General features: G+C 68.8%; 16 protein-coding genes. 10 read left to right on the forward strand and 6 right to left on the reverse strand.

What is annotated here, in order from left to right; translation table 11 throughout:
- Positions 1-19: 19 nt before the first annotated feature.
- From rlmH to B3K53_RS15335, 5 genes are all read left to right on the forward strand, one after another.
- Complete coding sequence (gene rlmH, locus B3K53_RS15315; protein WP_292085430.1) at positions 20-484, forward strand: 23S rRNA (pseudouridine(1915)-N(3))-methyltransferase RlmH; 465 nt, start codon at positions 20-22, stop codon at positions 482-484.
- Positions 485-510: 26 nt separating this feature from the next.
- Positions 511-1,578 carry a murein hydrolase activator EnvC family protein gene (locus tag B3K53_RS15320; RefSeq protein WP_292085431.1) on the forward strand — a complete coding sequence of 356 codons (1,068 nt, stop codon included), beginning with the start codon at positions 511-513 and terminating at the stop codon, positions 1,576-1,578.
- Between the two features lie 145 nt (positions 1,579-1,723).
- Positions 1,724-3,148, forward strand: a complete 1,425-nt coding sequence (locus B3K53_RS15325) for a S41 family peptidase (RefSeq protein ID WP_292085432.1) — start codon at positions 1,724-1,726, stop codon at positions 3,146-3,148.
- Between the two features lie 127 nt (positions 3,149-3,275).
- On the forward strand, positions 3,276-4,472 hold the full coding sequence (locus tag B3K53_RS15330) for a divergent polysaccharide deacetylase family protein (protein ID WP_292085433.1): 1,197 nt from the start codon (positions 3,276-3,278) through the stop codon (positions 4,470-4,472).
- 42 nt (positions 4,473-4,514) lie between these two features.
- Entirely contained in the window at positions 4,515-4,859 is a 345-nt protein-coding gene (locus tag B3K53_RS15335; RefSeq protein WP_292085435.1) for a hypothetical protein, read from the forward strand.
- Positions 4,860-4,861: 2 nt separating this feature from the next.
- On the opposite strand, the gene B3K53_RS15340 is transcribed toward B3K53_RS15335, so the two are convergent.
- Complete coding sequence (locus B3K53_RS15340; RefSeq protein WP_292085437.1) at positions 4,862-6,208, reverse strand: amidohydrolase family protein; 1,347 nt, start codon at positions 6,206-6,208, stop codon at positions 4,862-4,864.
- A 76-nt stretch (positions 6,209-6,284) separates the two neighbouring features.
- Positions 6,285-7,763 carry a globin-coupled sensor protein gene (locus B3K53_RS15345; protein ID WP_292085439.1) on the reverse strand — a complete coding sequence of 493 codons (1,479 nt, stop codon included), beginning with the start codon at positions 7,761-7,763 and terminating at the stop codon, positions 6,285-6,287.
- A 224-nt stretch (positions 7,764-7,987) separates the two neighbouring features.
- Between B3K53_RS15345 and ahcY the strand changes: the two genes are divergently transcribed.
- The gene (ahcY, locus tag B3K53_RS15350) at positions 7,988-9,379 is read left to right on the forward strand and encodes an adenosylhomocysteinase (protein ID WP_292085440.1); all 1,392 of its coding nucleotides are present in this window, start codon (positions 7,988-7,990) and stop codon (positions 9,377-9,379) included.
- Between the two features lie 185 nt (positions 9,380-9,564).
- On the opposite strand, the gene B3K53_RS15355 is transcribed toward ahcY, so the two are convergent.
- Positions 9,565-10,686, reverse strand: a complete 1,122-nt coding sequence (locus B3K53_RS15355; protein ID WP_292085441.1) for a hypothetical protein — start codon at positions 10,684-10,686, stop codon at positions 9,565-9,567.
- Between the two features lie 101 nt (positions 10,687-10,787).
- Positions 10,788-12,947, reverse strand: a complete 2,160-nt coding sequence (locus B3K53_RS15360) for a TonB-dependent receptor domain-containing protein (RefSeq protein WP_292085442.1) — start codon at positions 12,945-12,947, stop codon at positions 10,788-10,790.
- A gap of 149 nt (positions 12,948-13,096) precedes the next feature.
- On the opposite strand from B3K53_RS15360, the gene B3K53_RS15365 reads away from it, so the two are divergent.
- Positions 13,097-13,300 (forward strand): twin transmembrane helix small protein, encoded by a 204-nt coding sequence (locus tag B3K53_RS15365; RefSeq protein WP_292085444.1) that lies wholly within the window; start codon positions 13,097-13,099, stop codon positions 13,298-13,300.
- 20 nt (positions 13,301-13,320) lie between these two features.
- Complete coding sequence (locus B3K53_RS15370) at positions 13,321-13,893, forward strand: cob(I)yrinic acid a,c-diamide adenosyltransferase (RefSeq protein WP_292085451.1); 573 nt, start codon at positions 13,321-13,323, stop codon at positions 13,891-13,893.
- A gap of 19 nt (positions 13,894-13,912) precedes the next feature.
- On the opposite strand, the gene B3K53_RS15375 is transcribed toward B3K53_RS15370, so the two are convergent.
- The gene (locus tag B3K53_RS15375) at positions 13,913-14,707 is read right to left on the reverse strand and encodes an SDR family oxidoreductase (RefSeq protein WP_292085452.1); all 795 of its coding nucleotides are present in this window, start codon (positions 14,705-14,707) and stop codon (positions 13,913-13,915) included.
- Positions 14,704-15,000: a 4a-hydroxytetrahydrobiopterin dehydratase gene (locus tag B3K53_RS15380; protein ID WP_292085453.1), complete on the reverse strand. Its 297-nt coding sequence runs from the start codon at positions 14,998-15,000 to the stop codon at positions 14,704-14,706. Before B3K53_RS15380 ends, B3K53_RS15375 begins: the two co-directional genes overlap by 4 nt.
- 328 nt (positions 15,001-15,328) lie before the next feature.
- Here B3K53_RS15380 and B3K53_RS15385 point away from each other — a divergent pair, with 328 nt between their 5' ends.
- Positions 15,329-16,111, forward strand: coding sequence for a class I SAM-dependent methyltransferase (locus B3K53_RS15385; protein ID WP_292085454.1), 783 nt, complete (start codon positions 15,329-15,331; stop codon positions 16,109-16,111).
- Positions 16,099-17,682: a 2-polyprenylphenol 6-hydroxylase gene (ubiB, locus tag B3K53_RS15390; RefSeq protein WP_292085456.1), complete on the forward strand. Its 1,584-nt coding sequence runs from the start codon at positions 16,099-16,101 to the stop codon at positions 17,680-17,682. The genes B3K53_RS15385 and ubiB overlap by 13 nt, the downstream gene beginning before the upstream one ends.
- The last annotated feature ends 10 nt before the right edge of the window (positions 17,683-17,692 follow it).

Below are 17,692 nucleotides of genomic sequence, written 5' to 3' on the forward strand. Positions count from 1 at the left end.
CTCGAACCGAGCTGACCCCATGAAGCTGGCGATCGCGGCCATCGGCAAGCCGGGCCGCGGTCCCGAGGCCGCCCTGGCCGACGACTACGCCCGGCGGGCGACCCTGGCGGGTCGGCCGCTGGGGCTCGGTCCGCTGGAACTTCTCGATCTCGAACCTCGCAAGTCCGGCAAGGCCCCCGAGGCCGAGCTGATCCTGGCCGCCGCCGAGTGCGCGCACCTGATCGCCTGCGACGAACGGGGCAAGACCTACTCATCCCGCGCCTTCGCCGACCACGTGGCGACCCTGCGCGATCAGGGCGAGCGGCGGCTGGTCTTCGCCATTGGCGGGGCGGACGGCCTGGACGAGAGCGTGCGCCGCGCCGCCCGTTCAACCCTGGCCTTCGGACCCCAGACCTGGCCCCACGCCCTGGCCCGCGCCATGCTGGCCGAGCAGCTCTACCGCGCCGTGACCATCCTGTCCGGCTCCCCCTATCATCGCGACTGATGCGCCGGGGGGCGGGGCTTCTTTGGTTGGCGACGGGGGCGGCCCTGCTGCTCGCAGGGCCGGCGTCCAGCCAGCGCGCGGCCGCGCCCAATCTTGAACTGACCCGGCTTCAGGCCGAGTATCGCGACGAGACCGCGCGCGCGCGGCGCCTGCGCGCCGAAGCCGCCGCCGCCGGGGACGAGGTGGTCGATCTGGACCGGCAACTGGCCGAACTGCGCCGCGCCGAGGCGGCGGACGACGTGCAGCTGGAATCCCAGCGCGCGCGCCTCAAGGAGCTGGGCGACCGCGAGGCCGCCCTGGTCGCCTCCTTGTCGCGCGAACGGGCGGGGCAGGGCCGTCTGCTGTCGGCCCTGCAGATGATGAGCCGCAAGCCGCCCCCGCCCTTGCTGATCCCGGCGGACAAGGCGGTGGACACGGTGCGCGCCTCCATCCTGATCCGCGCCATGACGCCCGAGCTGCAGGCGCGGGCGAAGACCCTGGTCGAGCGTCAGGCCGAGGTCATCCGCATCCGCCGCCTGGCCGCCCTGTCCAGCGAACGCCTGTTCACCGTCGAGAGCGCCCAGGGCGACCGGCGCGCCGAGATCGAGAGCCTGTCGGCAAGGAAGATCGCCCTGCGCGCTGTGCTGCGCGCCGAGGCCGCCCGCGCCGAGCGCGCCACCCGGTCGCTGGAGGCCCGCATCCGCGAACTGGGCGGACAGGCGCCCCTCGTGGCCGAGGCTGTGACGGAGGCCCCCGCCGCGCGTCTGCCGGCTGGACGCAGCCGCCTGACCGCGCCGGTGCAGGGCGCGCCCTCGCAGCGGTTCGGCGGCGGCTCCAGCGGCTGGCGCTGGCGCTCCAGCCACGAGGTCATCGCGGCGCCTGCCCCCGCCCGTGTCGCCTACGCCGGGCCGCTGAAGGAATGGGGCGAGGTGGTCATCCTGGATCTCGGCCCCGGCTGGCGCGTGGTCGTGGCCGGGCTGGATCAGCTGTCGGTGGACACCGGCCAGCGCGTCGCCGACGGTCAGGCCCTGGGCCGCACCGGCGAGGACGGCGAGGCCTATTTCGAACTGCGCCGCGACGAGCGTCCCATCGACCCCGCGCCCTGGCTGCAATAGGGCTGCAATAGGCCGCGCCTGTGCGCGAAAGTCCTTTCAAATCCGCGCCGAGGCTGATTGTATCGGCTGATCTGACGCTGGCGTGCGAACGCCCGCGCCTCCCTGGACGACCGGAGCCCGCGCGGGTCCGATGGAAAGACACCGAATGCGTAAACTGCTTCTCATCGGTTGCGCCGCCCTGGCCCTGGGCGGATCGGCGGCGGCTGTGGCCAGCCAGACCCCGCGCAACGAGACCTTCCGCATGCTGCAGATGTTCGGCGACGTGCTGGGCATCGTCGAGCAGGCCTATGTGGTGCCGGTCGACAATAAGAAGCTGATCGAGGCCGCCCTGTCGGGGATGATGACGGCGCTCGACCCGCACTCCAACTACCTGCCGCCCAAGTCCTATGGCGACCTGCGCGAGCGGACCACGGGCGAGTATTCCGGCGTCGGCCTGACCATCACCTCCGAGGGGGGGCTGGTGAAGGTCATCTCGCCGATGGACGACAGCCCGGCCGGCCGCGCGGGGGTTCAGGCGGGCGACGTCATCAGCGCCATCGACGGCCAGAACGCCGCCGGACTGACGGTGTCAGAGGTGTCGGACAAGCTGCGCGGCGCCATAGGAACCAGCGTCACCGTCACCTTCCTGCGCGACGGCGAGGAGCCGCGCGAGGTGGTCCTGACCCGCGAAGTCATCAAGGTGGAATCCGTCACGGGCCGTCTGGAAGGCGACTTCGGCTATCTGCGCATCTCGACCTTCAACGAGAACACCGGCCGCGAACTGACCGAGACCATCGAGCGGCTGAAGCGTGAGAAGCCCGGCATCAAGGGTTACGTCCTGGATCTGCGCAACAACGGCGGGGGTCTGCTGACCGCCGCCATCGACGTCTCCGACACCTTCCTGGAACGCGGCGAGATCGTTAGCCAGCGCGGCCGCAAGCCGGATCAGATCGAACGTTACGCCGCCAAGCCCGGCGACCTGACCGGCGGCCTGCCGGTTGTGGTGTTGATCAACTACGGCTCGGCGTCGGCGTCCGAAATCGTGGCCGGCGCCCTGAAGGATCAGGAACGGGCGACGGTTGTCGGCCTGACCAGCTTCGGCAAGGGCTCGGTGCAGACGGTCATTCCGCTGCGCGGCGGTTCGGACGGCGCCCTGTCGATCACCACGGCGCGCTACTACACGCCCTCGGGCCGCTCGATCCAGAAGATCGGCATCGAGCCGGACCTGGAGGTCGCCCGCTCCGAGGCCGAGGCCCGCATCGTCTCGCGCTCCAGCTTCATCTATTCCGAGGCCGCCTACGCCACGGCGCTGGACTCCTCCATCGGCGCCGAGCGCAAGGGGCCCCACGTCCCGCACGAGGCGCCGGGCGAGGGCTTCGACAAGACCAAGGACTATCAGCTGCAGCGGGCGCTGGACGTCCTGCGCGCAGGCGGCGACCTGACGAAACTCGCCGCCGCGCCGGCCGACGTCGTGGTCACCGCCCCGGGCTCCAAGCCGGTCGAAACCGCCCAGACTGATACGGACGCGCCCTCCGAGCGTCCGACGCGCGGTCCCGAAGTCACGCCGGGCAATGAGCCGAAGAAGGACTGACCGACTTCGGCGACGTGGTGAACAGCCCGTTAGGGTTTCTTAACCGGCGCTGGGGATAAGTGAGGGTCGAGGGAGACCGCATCGTGCGGTCTCCGCCCTCTCACCGTCGTTCGAGCGCCGTCCGTCCATGTTCGCCAAGCGCCAGTCCGCTCTCGCCGCCGCCGCCGGTATGCCGCCGGAGGAGCGGTCGCGCCTGGGCCTCGACGCCGTTCTGGGGGCGCTGAAGAAGCCGCCGGTCGCCGTGGGCGCGGCGGGCGCCTTCCTTCTGGCCGCCGGGGTCCTGTTCGTCGCCGTGATGGGCGACCCGCGCGCAGGCGCGCCCTCTGCCCGTGTGGCCCTGCAACGCCCCGTCGCCGTGGAAACCGCCCCGACCGGCGCAGACGCCTTCGCCATGAGCGGGCTCGACCTCTATCAGGATCTGGGCGATCCGGCCTTGCTGGACCCCAATGGCGCCGCAGGGGGCGAGGCTCTGATCACCCTGCCGGACGGCGCCAGCGTGGCGGGCGGATCGGCCATCGCCGCCCCGGTGCGCGCGCCCTCCAACCCCCTGCCCAAGGCGCCGATCGCGGGCCTGTTCTCGCCCGGCCCCAACGGCCCCCTGCCGCGCATCGCGCCCGACGGCCGCGTCCCGGCCCAGGCCTATGCCCGACCCTTCCGCTCGAACGGCAAGCCCATGGTGTCGCTGGTCGTCGGCGGTCTGGGCCTGAACGCCGTGACCACCCGCGCCGCCATCGAGCGCCTGCCCGCCGAGGTGACGCTCAGCTTCGTGCCCTATGCCGAGGGCCTGCAGGCCTGGATCGACATGGCCCGCGCCCAGGGCCACGAGGTGATGATCGAACTGCCGATGGAGCCGACCGGCTATCCCGACAATGATCCCGGCCCCTACACCCTGCTGTCGAGCGGCGGCGCCGACGACGTCGAGGCCAAGCTGGACTGGCTGCTGGGTCGCGCCACCGGCTACTTCGGCGTGACCAACTATCTGGGCGACCGCTTCGCGACCTCGGACGAGGGCATGGGCGCTATGCTGGCCGTGCTGCGCCAGCGCGGCGTGGCCTTCCTCGACGACGGCTCGATGCGCAGGAAGCCCGGCGCCTTCGCCCGCGCCAGCGCCGACCGCATCATCGACGAGCAGCAGAGCCCGGCCGCGATCATGGGCCAGCTGACCGCCCTGGAAGCCGCCGCCAAGACGCGCGGCGCGGCGCTCGGAACCGGCTTCAGCTACCCGGTCACCGTTGAGGCCGCAGCCCGCTGGACGGCAGGACTTGAGGCGCGCGGCCTGCAACTGGCCCCGGCCTCGGCCATGACCCGGCGACCGGGGCGGTAGGGCGCACTTGAAGGAACAGCGTTGGCGTGATGACGTTCACGCATGACGACGGCTTCCATTCTTCTTGCGCTCTTTTTCGTCGCCGTGCTGACCGGGATGTCGTGGAGGGCTGCGCGGGGTTTGGCGCGCGAGCAGCGATTACCGATGCAGTGGGGGTTTGACGGACGACCCGTCTGGTCCGCCCCTCGCGACCTGGCCTTGGCCTTTACCCCCGTTCTGGCGGCCCTGACCCTGATGCCAACGGCCCTGCTGAGCCTGATGGGGCCGAGCCGCCAAGGCGTCGACCTGTTCTTCGACGTTCTGATCGGCATGGGCCTGGTCTGGATCGGCGCCCACGCCTTGCACCTTTGGCTGGTGCGGCGCTGGCGCCGGGCCAAGGGCCTTTAGGCTTAGCGCTCGTCCTTATAGATCCGCCCGTCGCGCATGACGAAGGCCACGGTCTTCAGCTTCGTCACGTCGGTCAGCGGGTCGCCCGCCACGGCGATGACGTCGGCGCGCTTGCCCGGCTCTAGCACGCCCACCTCTTCGGACAGACCCAGCAGGTCGGCGGCGTTGACGGTGGCGGCCTCGATGGCGGTCATCGGGGTCATGCCGTTCTTGACCATCAGCTCGAACTCGTCGGCGTTGCGGCCATGCTTGGACACGCCGGCGTCGGTGCCGAAGGCGATGCGGACCCCGGCGGGCACGGCGCGCTGCAGCGACTGGCCGGTGATCTGGATGCGCCAGCGGATCTTGGGCAGGACCTCCGGCGGATAGGCCTCGGGGTCGGCGGCCAAGCGTTCGGTGTAGCCGTTCACGACCGACAGGGTCGGAACATAATAGGCGCGGGTTCGGCGCAGCAGCTGCAGGGTTTCGTCGTCGAAGATGGTGCCGTGCTCGATCGAATCGGCGCCCATGCGCAGGGCCAGGTTGATGCCCTCGACGCCGTGGGCGTGGACCGCGACCTTCTTGCCGTACAGATGGGCTGTGTCGATCAGGGCCTTGGCCTCGTCCTCGAACATCTGGGCGCCGAGGCCGGCGCCGATGCGGCTGTTGACCCCGCCGGTGGTGGCGATCTTGATCAGGTCGACGCCGCGTCCGACCTGCAAGCGCACCGCCTCGCGGCAGCTTTCAGCGCCGTTGCAGACGTTGTCGTGGGCAATGTGCTCGCGGAAGTCGTCATTGAAGCCGAGGCGACTGTCCATGTGGCCCGAGGTGGTCGAAATGCTGTTCCCGGCGTCGATGATGCGGGGGCCGGGCAGGCGGTGGGCGGCGGTCTCCTCGCGCAGGGCCAGGGTGACGCCTCCCGTGTCGCCCAGGTTCCTCACGGTGGTGAAGCCGGCCATCAGCGTTTTGCGCGCGTTCATGGCGGCGCTGTAGGCGCGTGTCGGCAGGCTATCGGTGACCCCGGCCAGGAAGCCCGCCTGACCGGCCACGTCCGAGACCAGGTGCACATGGCTGTCGATCAGGCCGGGCAGGACGAAGCGGTCGCGCTGATCCACCACGGTCGCGCCGGGATAGGCGGAGGCGTCGACGAAGCCGTCGCGGATCTCGGCGACCTTGCCCTCGCGTACGACGATGGTCGAGGGGCCGCGCGGCGTGCGGCCAGGATGGTCCAGAAGCCGTCCGGCCTGGATCAGGGTTACGGCCCCCGACGTCGACGTGGGCGTGGTGGCTTGGGCCGAGGCGGGCGGGGCCGCGGCCAGGGCTGCAGTAAGCGCCAGGGCGCAGACGGCGCCGGTCAGCATGGTCTTCATGGTCGAAACTCCCCCTCGATCCGAGGGGAAGTTAAGCCGGGCCTCGCCCGCTGCGCCAGTCGCTAAACGCGAGAGATCAGCTGACGGCGCGCAGATGGGCGGCGCCGCCGCGGTCCAGACGGAAGCGGCCGACCTGCTGATTCAGGCTGACGGCTTCGTTGGCCAACTGGCGGGCGGCGGCGGTGGCCTCTTCGGTCATGGCCGCGTTCTGCTGGGTGATGTCGTCCATCTCGCCCATGGTGCGACGGACGCGGGCCAGGCCTTCAGCCTGATCCTGGGCCGAGCCGGCGATGCCGCCGGCCAGGCCGTCGATGGCCACGACCCGGCCGCCGATCCGATCCAGGGCCTCGCCGGTGCGTTCGACCAGATCGACGCCGCGCGCCACCTGGGCCGAGGAGGTCGAGATCAGGGTGCGGATCTCGCCCGAGGCTTCCGACGAGCGCTGGGCCAGGGCGCGCACTTCCTGGGCCACGACGGCGAAACCGCGACCGGCGTCGCCCGCGCGGGCCGCCTCGACCCCGGCGTTCAGAGCCAGAAGGTTGGTCTGGAAGGCGATCTCGTCGATCAGGCTGGTGAAACGGGCGATCTCGTTCGAGGATTCGGCGATGGCGTGGATCGCGGCGACGGCCTCGCCGACCACCTGGCTGCTGGCTTCGACGTCGACGCGGGCGGCGGCCAGGGCCTCGGCCGTCTGGCGGGCGTTGTCGGCGGTCGAGGCCACGGCGCGGGCGATGGCGTCGGCCTCGTTGACCGTGCGCTCCAGGTTGGCGGCCTGACGCTCGGTGCGGCTGGCCAGGTCTTCCGAGGCGGTGGCCAGCTGGTTGGAGCCGGCGCTCAGGCTCTGCACGCTGTCGGCCACGGCGCGGACGGCGGTGCGCAGGGCGCGGGTGGCGGCGTGGAAGTCGTTCTGCAGGCTGCGGTACTGTTCCGGGAAGACGCCGGGAATGGTGGTCGACAGGTCGTTCTCGGCCAGGTCGTGCAGGGCGGCGCCCAGGGCGCGGACCACCTCGGTCTGACGGGCTTCGGCCTCGTCGTGGGCGGCCTGGACCTTGTCGCGCTGCTCTTGCAGGACGTCGAGGTAGATGGAGATGGCCAGGTCCATGTCCAGCATGACGCGCTGGGTCAGCTCGGACACGGCCTCGGCTGTGACGCGGTCATGTTCGCGCTTGTTGGCCCAGAACTTCCGGGGGCGCTCGGCGATGGCGCGGGTCAGGTGGGCCAGGATGACGCTGTAGCCGCCGATGTACCAGCGGGGCTCCAGCCCGATGCGGGCGTGGACATGGCCGATGGTGCGCACCGACTTGGCGTAGTCCTCGTCGGCGCGGCCGTCGATGATGGCGTCCCAGTGGCGCTCCTGCGCCTTGCTGGCCGCGGCGATGTGCGACTCTTCGCGGAAGAAACGACGCGTGGTCGGCTCGGCCCGCACCCGGTCGTAGAAGGCGGCCAGGGCCACGGGCGTTTCGCGGCGCAGCAGGGGACCCATGGCGCGGTAGCCGCTGGAGGCCTGGCCCAGACCCATGAAGCTCATGCGGTGGTCGATGTTTTCGCCCGCCATGATGTCGTCTCGCTACCTGTACCGGCGCAGGGGAGCGCGCCTGCTTATCCCTTTGAACCTTAGGGGTATTGCGCCTCTTAAGAGAGGTTTGCGTAGAAACACGTAAGCGCGTGGGTTCGTGTCGCGGCGGCGCTCATATAAAGACATCCTTATGGCTTGATTGCCCCAACGCGCCGGGCGCGCTATAGCGACGCCTTGAAAATCCCCGCCGCGAGAACCCCTTCATGACCGACTACATCGTTCGCGACATTTCCCTGGCCGATTTCGGCAACAAGGAAATCGCCATCGCCGAAACTGAAATGCCGGGCCTGATGGCTCTGCGCGAAGAGTTCGGCGCCGCCAAGCCGCTGAAGGGCGCCCGCATCGCCGGCAGCCTGCACATGACCATCCAGACGGCGGTTCTGATCCAGACCCTGGAAGCCCTGGGCGCCGAAGTGCGCTGGGCCTCGTGCAACATCTTCTCGACCCAGGACCACGCCGCCGCCGCCATCGCCGCCAACGGCACGCCGGTCTTCGCCACCAAGGGCGAGACCCTGGTGGAATACTGGGACTACGCTCACAAGATCTTCGAATGGGCTGACGGCGGCTATCCGAACCTGATCCTGGACGACGGCGGCGACGCCACCCTTCTGTGCGTGCTCGGCCCGAAGGCCGAGAAGGACATCTCGGTCCTGTCGAACCCGCAGAACGAGGAAGAAGAAGCCCTCTTCTCGGTCATGAAACGCTACATCGCCGAGAAGCCCGGCTTCTATTCGGCCATCCGCGACGCCATCGGCGGCGTGTCGGAAGAGACGACCACGGGCGTGCACCGCCTGTACCAGATGGCCGAGCGCGGCGAGCTGCCCTTCCCGGCGATCAACGTCAACGACAGCGTCACCAAGTCGAAGTTCGACAACCTGTACGGCTGCCGTGAGAGCCTGGTCGACGCCATCCGTCGCGGCACCGACGTCATGCTGTCGGGCAAGGTCGCTGTGGTCTGCGGCTACGGCGACGTGGGCAAGGGCTCGGCCGCCTCGCTGCGCAACGGCGGCGCACGCGTCATCGTCACCGAGATCGACCCGATCTGCGCCCTGCAGGCCGCGATGGAAGGCTATGAGGTCCAGACCCTGGAAGACGTCGCCGACAAGGCCGACATCTTCGTCACCACGACGGGCAACAAGGACGTCATCCGCGTCGAGCACATGCGCGCCATGCGCAACAACGCCATCGTCTGCAACATCGGTCACTTCGATTCGGAAATTCAGGTCGCCGGCCTGAAGAACTTCAAGTGGGACAAGATCAAGGATCAGGTCCACCACGTCGAGTTCCCGGACGGCAAGAAGATCATCCTGCTGTCGGAAGGCCGCCTGGTGAACCTGGGCAACGCCACGGGCCACCCGTCCTTCGTGATGTCGGCTTCGTTCACCAACCAGACCCTGGCCCAGATCGAACTGTGGACCAACGCCAAGTCCTACGAGAACTCGGTCTACACCCTGCCCAAGCATCTGGATGAGAAGGTCGCCTTCCTCCACCTGGCCAAGCTGGGCGCCAAGCTGACCCAGCTGACCAAGGAACAGGCCGACTACATCTCGGTCCCGGTCGAAGGCCCGTTCAAGCCGGAACACTACCGCTACTAAGACCTGATGGTCCGAAAGCAGAAACCCCGCGCCGTCGTCGGCGCGGGGTTTTTCTTTGGATGAAACCTTGGCTGTCATCCCGGAAGCGGCGCAGCCGCTATCCGGGACCGCTAGAACCGCTGACGGCGGCGTCCTGGGCGGTCCTGGCTCTTCGCTTCGCTGCGGCCGGGGTGACGGCTTTTGAGTTACGCCGCGTCGCGGGGGTCGTAGGCCTCGATCTCGCGGCCCATCAGGCCGGTTTCGAAATCCATGAAGATGTCGATCAGTTCGTCGACCCCGACCGGCGGCGCCTTGGGCCCGAAGCGGAAGCGCCAGAAGCTGACGATGTGCTGCACCGCGCCCAGCTGATCGCCCAGCCGCGCGAACAGGGTCGGGGCCTCCAGCAGGAAGTCGCGGAAGGCGATGGGATTGCCCTCGCGCGTCAGCCCCGCATAGGCGTCGTCGTAATAGCGCAGGGTCCGGCTGACCTCTTCGCAGGTCTTCATGATTCGTCCGCGCAGGACGGCGCGGCCGCGGTCGATGTATTCCTTGGCGGCGCGGTCGCTGGGGCCGACGGGCTTCACCGTTCCCACGTCGTCGGCGACGTTGACGATGTCCGCCATCAGGCTGGCGAGGGTCCACTTGTAGTAGAGGAAGCCCTTCCAGCAGAAGACGCCCTCCTGATACTGCTCGGGCTCCAGCCGAAGCGTGGCGCGCAGGGCCTCCAGCCGGTCGCCGGGCGCGTTGGACAGGATCTTGGTGGCCATGCGCGCGGTCGAACCGACCGCGGCCACCCCGCCGCCCATGCTGAGGGTGACCAGGGGTTCGATCTCGGCCTGGACGAAGGTCAGCATCTTCTCAAGGTCGGCTTCGCTGAGCGCGAAGTAGCAGGGGGCGGCGTCCACCTCGCCGCGACGCAGTTGCTCGCGCAGCAGGAAGGGGTCCAGCGAAGGCAGCTGATCCATCAGCCGCAGGGTCTTCAGATCGGGATGGTCGGGGGCGATGCCGAAGGCCTCCTGCATGGCCCGCTCGAAGCCGATCTGGTTGACGAAGACGAAGCGACCGCCGGTCTTCAGGTCGGTGCTGTCGATCGGCACCACCACCTTGGTCGCCACCTGGCGGCGTCCGGGAAAGGAGTCGGTCTCGTTGCGGCGCAGCCTGTGCTTGATGATCAGCGAGGTGTTCAGCGCCGGGGTGCGGAACATGGGGCGCTCGGCCCAGTCGTCGGTCTCGCCGTGCTCGTCAAAGACCTTGAGCAGGTTCAGCACGCGCGCCGTGGAGGCGGTGCGGCGCAGGTGTTCCAGATTGCGGACGGCGCGATCAGTCATGGCGGGCAGACTGCCCGGCAAAGATGACTAACGGCTTAGCTGCAAAGAAAGAGGGCCGCCTCGGAGGAGGCGGCCCTGTCAGTTTGGGGAGGAAACCGAAATCAGAAGGTCGTCGTCACGGACACCCAGAGGCGGCGCGGCTCCTGGTTGTTGGCGTATTCCGGCGCATAGGCGACGGGCGTGCCGTAGGGCTTCAGGCTGACGAAGTCCTTGTTGAACAGGTTGTAGATGGTGGCGTTGATCGTGACCCGTTCGGTCACGTCATACGACCCGCCCAGGTGGAACAGCTCATAGGCCTTGTAGTCGCCCCAGGCGTCGCGGGCGGCGCCCAGACCGCGGAACCGCTCCGAACGGTACTCGCCGCGCAGCCACAGGTTCATCTTGTCCGTGGCGTTCCAGCGCAGACTGGCGTTGACCATGTGCTCGGGGGTGTCGGTCAGGGGCTGGCCCTTGGCCGCGCCCGACTTCTGCTCGCTGTCGGTGTAGGTGTAGTTGCCCGACAGGGTCCAGTCGGGGGCGAAGCGCCAGCGCGCCGCCGTCTCGACGCCGCGCGTCACGGCCTCGTCGACGTTCACCTGCTGGCCGAAGGTGGCGTAGTTGGCCCAGAAGCCGACGTCGGTGCAGCCGGTCTTGTTGTAGGTCCCGGCGTCGTACTGGGCCTTGGTCAGGCCGAAGGTGCAGTTCGCGACCGGCGTGCCGGCGGCGATCTTGTCCTGGAACTCGTTGTTGAAGACGGTGACGTTGGCGCGGAAGGTCGAGCCGTTGTCATAGAAGACGGCGATCTCGCTGGAGGTCGAGGTCTCGGGCTTCAGGCCCGGCGAGCCCAGCAGGGGCAGGCGGCCTTGCGAGCCGAAGCCGTTGATGCCCTCGGCCAGTTGCTCCAGGCGCGGGGTCTTGAAGCCCTGGCTGACGCCGCCCTTGATGGTCCACTCCGGCGAGGCGTTCCACACCAGATAGGCGCGCGGGCTGAAGTGGGCGCCGAACTTGGAATGGTCGTCGTGACGTGCGCCGAGCGTCAGGGCCAGGCTGTCGGTGAAGCGCCACTCGTCCTCGGCGAACAGGGCCCACTGGGTGTGCTCGAACGTCGTCGGGGCCACGCCGTCGACCATCTCGGCGTCCCAGTACTGGCCGCCGACGGTAAAGGTGTGGTTGCGCCACTGCGAGAACAGCTTGGTGTCGAAGATGGTGTTTTCCGACACCAGGTCGCGCGCGCCGCCGGCGCCGGCCACCCCGTTGGGGATGATGCGGCCGATGGTTTCGGTCTTGCCGAACGACAGGTTGGATTCCAGCACGCCGAACGGCAGGCGCCAGTTATGGGCCAGGGCGTATTGGTCGCGGTTGAACTCCAGCGCATCGCCGTAGCCGCCGGCGGTGGTGTTGGTGCCCATCTGGCCCTTGGCGTTGTCGTACCACTGGCGCGAGACGTCCACGTCCAGCCACAGGTCGTGGTCGGCGTGCGGGGTCAGGGTCAGGCGGCCGCCCAGGGTCCAGATCTCGCTCTCGGTCGAACTGCGGCCAAAGCCGGTGACGGGGGTCTCGACGCCGCCGACGTTCTCGAACTTCAGGTTCGACTGCTCGCGCGTCAGGTAGGAGCCGCGCACGGCCAGACCCATCAGGTCCTTCACCAGCGGACCGTTGGCGTAGAAGTCACCACCCCAGATGTCGCCGAAATCGTCGTCGCCCTGAAGGGTGTAGTTGGCCGAGGCCGAACCGCCCCAGACGTCGCCGACCTTGCGGGTGATGATGTTGACCACGCCGCCCATGGCGTCAGACCCATAGAGGGTCGAGACCGGGCCGCGCACGACCTCGATGCGCTCGATGGCCGAGACCGGGGGCATGAAGCTGCTGGAGGTCTCGCCAAAGCCGTTCGGCGTCACGCTGCCGGCGGTGTTCTGGCGGCGGCCGTCGATCAGGATCAGGGTGTAGTCCGAACCCATGCCGCGGATGTTGATGGTCTGGCCGCCGGTCTTGCCGACGGCGGCGCCGACATCGACGCCTTCGATATTGGTCAGGATCTCGGCGATCGAGGCGGCGCGCATCTCCTCGATCTCCTGGCGCGGCACCACGCTGATCGAGGCCGGGGCCTGGGTGATGCGTTGTTCGAAGCCCGAGGCGGTGACGACGACGTCGGCGACGGTGGTGGTCGCCTGGCGCTGTTGCTCGGTCAGTTCCTCAGCCGTGGCGGCCTGACCCGTGGCGAGAACGGCCAGGGCGGATGCGGCCATAAGGGTCGAGCGGCGAGAAACGGCGAAGAAAGACATGAACAGCCCCGGTTGATTTGCGAGCGCTTCTCAACATCAAGGGTGGCGGCGTGGCAACGGGGGTGTGCGAATAGGTCGCAATCGCGCCGGCGCGGGATGCGACCGCCGGGACGCTGGCGCGCGGCGTGCAGCGGGCCTAGAAGGCGGACATGGAAATCTTCGACATCCTGATCCTGATCGCCATTGCGGCGGTGACCATCACCCTCGGTTTCGGGGTCTACAGTCTGTATCGCGGCGGCGACTTCGCCCGATCGCACTCCAACAAGCTGATGCGCCTTCGCATCGTCCTGCAGGCGGTGGCGGTGCTGTTGCTGATGGGCGGGATGTGGTGGAAGGCCACGCACGGCGGCTGATTATTCGAGGGGGCTGACCGATGGTCACGCTGAACAAGATCTACACCCGCACCGGCGACGCCGGCCAGACTCGTCTGGCGTCGGGTGCACCCGTGTCCAAGACCGACCTGCGGGTCGAGGCCTATGGGTCGGTCGACGAACTGAACGCCGTCATCGGCGTGGCTCGTCTGAACAGTGGCCAGAACGACCGGATCGACGCCATGCTGGGCCGAATCCAGAACGAACTGTTCGATCTCGGCGCCGACCTGGCCACGCCGCTGGAGCCGGCCCCGAAATGGGAGGCGCTGCGCATCATCGCCTCGCAGGTCGAGCGCATCGAGACCGAAATCGACTGGATGAACGAGAGCCTGAAACCGCTGGACAGCTTCATCCTGTCGGGCGGTTCGCCCCTGTCGGCGCATCTGCACCTGGCGCGCACCGTCTGCCGCCGGGCCGAGCGCGACGCCATCCGCCTCATGGAATCGGGGGAACAGGTGAACCCGGAGGCGGTCCGCTATCTGAACCGGCTGTCGGACCACCTGTTCGTCGCCGCCCGCCGGGCCAACGCCAACGGCGCCGCCGACATCCTGTGGAAGCCCGGCGCGACGCGCTGAGGCGGGCAGGAGAGGGGCCTTACTGCGCCGTCAGGCCCCCGTCGATCTTGAACTCGGCGCCGGTGACGAACTTGGATTCGTCCGAGGCCAGGTAAAGGACGCAGTAGGCCACGTCGTCCGGCTCGCCGATGCGCTTCAACGGAATGCCGCGCGCCAGCTTTTCGTGCGCCGTCGTCTCGTCGCCGCCGGCCATGGCGACGAAGGGATCGAGGATCGGGGTCTTGATGAAGACCGGGTGGACAGAGTTGGCGCGCACGTTCCAGCCTGCCTTGGCCGCCTCCAGCGCCACCGTCTTGGTGTAGAGCCAGACCGCCGCCTTGGTGGCGTTATAGGCCCCCATGCCCGGCGCCGCCGCCAGTCCCGCGATCGACGAGATGTTGACGATTGAGCCCGCGCCAGAGGCCCGCAGATGCGGCATGGCGTGCTTGCAGCCCAGCATGACCGACTCGATGTTGACCGCCTGAACCAGCCGCCAGTTGTCCAGCGTGTCCTGCTCGGCCCAGGCCAGATGGCCGCCGATGCCGGCGTTGTTCACCAGGATGGACAGGCCGCCCATGTCCTCGGCGGCGGCGGCGACCACGCGAACCCAGTCATCCTCGCGCGTCACGTCCTGCTCATAGGCGAAGGCGGAGCCGGGGGTTTCGGCGTTGATGCTGTCGGCCAAGGCCCGCACGCCGTCCAGATCGCGGTCGGAGACGGCGACCTTGGCGCCCTCGCGCACCAGCATCCGCGCTATGGCCTGACCCAGACCGCCCGCCGCCCCGGTGATGAGGGCGGACTTGCCCGCGACGCGCCCAAGACGAGGGGCGCTCACTCGACCAAGCCTTTGACGATCTCGTCGATGAAGCGGGCCATGGCGACATCGCGCTCGGTGACGCCGCCGGCGTCGTGGGTGGTCAGCAGCACCTCGACGCGGTTGTAGACGTTGGACCATTCAGGATGGTGGTCCGCCTTGTCGGCCAGCAGGGCGACGCGGGTCATGAAGCCGAAGGCGGCGTTGAAATCCTTGAAGCGCAGCGAGCGCACGATGGCCGGGCGCGGATCGTCGGCGCGGCGCCAGTCGGGCAGGCCCTGAAGCACGGTGTTGACGTCGAGGGCGGCGGTCATGAGCGTCTCCTTGATTTTGCTCAGGCGTATCGCGCGTCCGAGAGGGCGGCAAGCCGCGAGGCCGCCTCAGCACAAACGTCGATCCTCCCCCGCCCGCGGGGGAGGGGGACCGCGAAGCGGTGGAGGGGGCGGATGCACGCGCAACCTCGAGCACATTTCATCACAGCCCGCCGTCATAATCCAAAAACGGGCAACCAGCCCTCGCCCCCTCCACCATGCTTCGCACGGTCCCCCTCCCCCGCTTCGCAGGGGAGGATCGAATCTCAGCCTGTCATCTGCGACGCTTCCCCGGATGACGCCGACCGCGCGAGGCGTTACACCCGCATCCATGACCCAGGCCGATCCCTCCCCCTCCTCCGGCAAGACCTCCTCCTTCGGCTTCCGCGACGTGGACGCGAAGGAAAAGGTGCAGATGGTGCGCGGGGTCTTCAACTCCGTGGCCTCCAACTACGACTTGATGAACGACCTGATGAGCGCGGGCGTGCACCGTCTCTGGAAGGACGCCACGGCGGCCAAGCTGAACGCCCGTCCCGGCGAGGTCATCCTCGACATGGCCGGCGGCACCGGCGACATGGCGCGGCGCTATTCCAAGATGGCGCGCGCGGCCCAGCAGCGTCGCGGCGGCGAGGACGCCACCGTCATCGTCATGGACTACAACGCCGAGATGATCCTGAACGGCGTGGCCAAGGGCGGCGAGCCGGAGATGGCCTGGGGCGTCGGCGACGCCATGAACCTGCCCTTCCCCGACGCCTGCCTGGACGCCTATTCGATCAGCTTCGGCATCCGCAACGTGTCCGACGTGGCGGGCGCCCTGAAGGAAGCGCGCCGCGCGCTGAAGCCCGGCGGCCGCTTCATCTGCCTGGAGTTCTCCCACCCCACGACCGGCGCGCTGAGGAAGGCCTATGACGCCTGGTCCTTCCACGCCATTCCGCGCATCGGCGAATGGGTCGCCAAGGACCGCGACAGCTATCAGTATCTGGTCGAGAGCATCCGTCGCTTCCCGGATCAGTCGACCTTCAAGCGGATGATCGAGGACGCCGGTTTCAGCCGCGTCAGCGTCACCAACCTGTCGGGCGGCATCGCCGCCATCCACCACGGGTGGGCGATCTGAGCCGGCTGTCCGTCAAGACCCCGCCCGCCGCGCCGAGGCCGGAGCCCGTCCGCGACCCGCTGGGCGCCGCCTTCCGCCTGATCGGCTGGGGCTGGGTGCTGGCGCGTCACGACGCCCTGATCCCGCGCGAGGTCAATCCGCTGCTGCCCGCCTGGACCCGCCCGTTCGCGCAACTGGTGCAGATGACGGCCAGCCGCAAGCATCGCGCCGGTCGCCCCGGTCAGCGCGTGGGGCAAGCCTTCGAGCACCTCGGCCCCGTGGCCATCAAGCTGGGTCAGGTTCTGGCCACGCGCGCCGACATCTTCGGCATCCAGTTCGCCCAGGATCTGGGGCGACTGAAGGACAAGCTGCCGCCCTTCCCCCTGGACGAGGCGCGCGCCGAGATCGAGCGCTCGCTGGGCCGCACCGTAGAGAGCCTGTTCATCGACCTGGGCCAGCCGGTCGCCGCCGCCTCCCTGGCGCAGGCGCATCCGGCGTACCTGGCGGACGGTCGCAAGGTGGCGGTCAAGGTGCTGCGTCCCGGAGTCGAGCGCCGCGTGGCGCGCGGGCTGGATTCCATGCGTCTGGGCGCCAAGCTGGTGCAGAAGTTCGTCGAGCCCGCCCGGCGGCTGGAGCCCCAGGCCTTCGTCGAGATCATCGCCCGCGCCCTGTCGCTGGAGCTGGATATGCGGCTCGAGGCCGCCGCCGCCTCGGAACTGGCCGAGGTCATGGCCAAGGACGACTTCATGAGCGCGCCCGCCGTCGTCTGGGACGGGGTGGGCAAGCGGGTGCTGACGCTGGCGTGGGCCGACGGCCTGCCGATGACCGACCCGGCGCTGGAAAGCCTTCCCGGTCTCGACAAGGACGCCCTGGCCGACAAGGTGGTGCGCGGCTTCCTGGTCCAGGCGCTGGACCACGGCGTCTTCCACGCCGACCTGCACGAAGGCAATCTGTTCGCCGACGCTCCGGCCCAGGTCACCGCCATCGACTTCGGCATCGTCGGGCGACTGGGCCCGGCCGAGCGGCGCTACCTGGCCGAAATCCTGTGGGGCTTCATCAGCCGCGACTACGACCGCATCAGCCGGGTCCATTTCGAAGCCGGCTACGTGCCGCCGCATCATTCGGTCGACACCTTCGCCCAGGCCCTTCGCGCGGTCGGCGAGCCGGTCATCGGCCGTCAGGCCAGCCAGGTGTCGATGGGCCGACTGCTGGGCCAGCTGTTCGAGATCACCGCCCTGTTCGACATGCACATGCGGCCCGAACTGGTGCTGCTGCAAAAGACCATGGTCTCGGTCGAAGGCGTCGCCCGTCGTCTCAATCCTGACCACGACCTGTGGGAGGCGGCCAAGCCGGTGGTCGAGCGCTGGATCAAGCGCGAACTGGGGCCGCAGGCCCAGATCAAGGAGACCATCGAGGAGGCTCTCGCCACGCTGAAGGCTCTGTCGCATCTGGCGCAGAACCCACCGCAATCTCAGACGTTAGTGATCGAGAAGGCCGGAACCCGGCCCTGGGTGGTCGCCGCCGTCACCGTCGCCGTCTGTGCCTCGGTCGCCGCCCTGGTCCTGACACTCTGGCCGATGATCGTCGCCTGACGTTTCTTCG

The organism is Brevundimonas sp. UBA7506, assembly GCF_002479495.1.
Lineage (GTDB): Bacteria > Pseudomonadota > Alphaproteobacteria > Caulobacterales > Caulobacteraceae > Brevundimonas.

Excerpts from the sequence above, each read along its gene's own strand:
- rlmH (WP_292085430.1), top strand. The coding sequence starts at position 20 with ATGAAGCTGGCGATCGCGGCCATCGGCAAGCCGGGCCGCGGTCCCGAG.
- B3K53_RS15325 (WP_292085432.1), top strand. The coding sequence starts at position 1,724 with ATGCGTAAACTGCTTCTCATCGGTTGCGCCGCCCTGGCCCTGGGCGGA.
- B3K53_RS15330 (WP_292085433.1), top strand. The coding sequence starts at position 3,276 with ATGTTCGCCAAGCGCCAGTCCGCTCTCGCCGCCGCCGCCGGTATGCCG.
- B3K53_RS15335 (WP_292085435.1), top strand. The coding sequence starts at position 4,515 with ATGACGACGGCTTCCATTCTTCTTGCGCTCTTTTTCGTCGCCGTGCTG.
- B3K53_RS15340 (WP_292085437.1), bottom strand. The coding sequence starts at position 6,208 with ATGAAGACCATGCTGACCGGCGCCGTCTGCGCCCTGGCGCTTACTGCA.
- B3K53_RS15345 (WP_292085439.1), bottom strand. The coding sequence starts at position 7,763 with ATGGCGGGCGAAAACATCGACCACCGCATGAGCTTCATGGGTCTGGGC.
- ahcY (WP_292085440.1), top strand. The coding sequence starts at position 7,988 with ATGACCGACTACATCGTTCGCGACATTTCCCTGGCCGATTTCGGCAAC.
- B3K53_RS15355 (WP_292085441.1), bottom strand. The coding sequence starts at position 10,686 with ATGACTGATCGCGCCGTCCGCAATCTGGAACACCTGCGCCGCACCGCC.
- B3K53_RS15360 (WP_292085442.1), bottom strand. The coding sequence starts at position 12,947 with ATGTCTTTCTTCGCCGTTTCTCGCCGCTCGACCCTTATGGCCGCATCC.
- B3K53_RS15365 (WP_292085444.1), top strand. The coding sequence starts at position 13,097 with ATGGAAATCTTCGACATCCTGATCCTGATCGCCATTGCGGCGGTGACC.
- B3K53_RS15370 (WP_292085451.1), top strand. The coding sequence starts at position 13,321 with ATGGTCACGCTGAACAAGATCTACACCCGCACCGGCGACGCCGGCCAG.
- B3K53_RS15380 (WP_292085453.1), bottom strand. The coding sequence starts at position 15,000 with ATGACCGCCGCCCTCGACGTCAACACCGTGCTTCAGGGCCTGCCCGAC.
- B3K53_RS15385 (WP_292085454.1), top strand. The coding sequence starts at position 15,329 with ATGACCCAGGCCGATCCCTCCCCCTCCTCCGGCAAGACCTCCTCCTTC.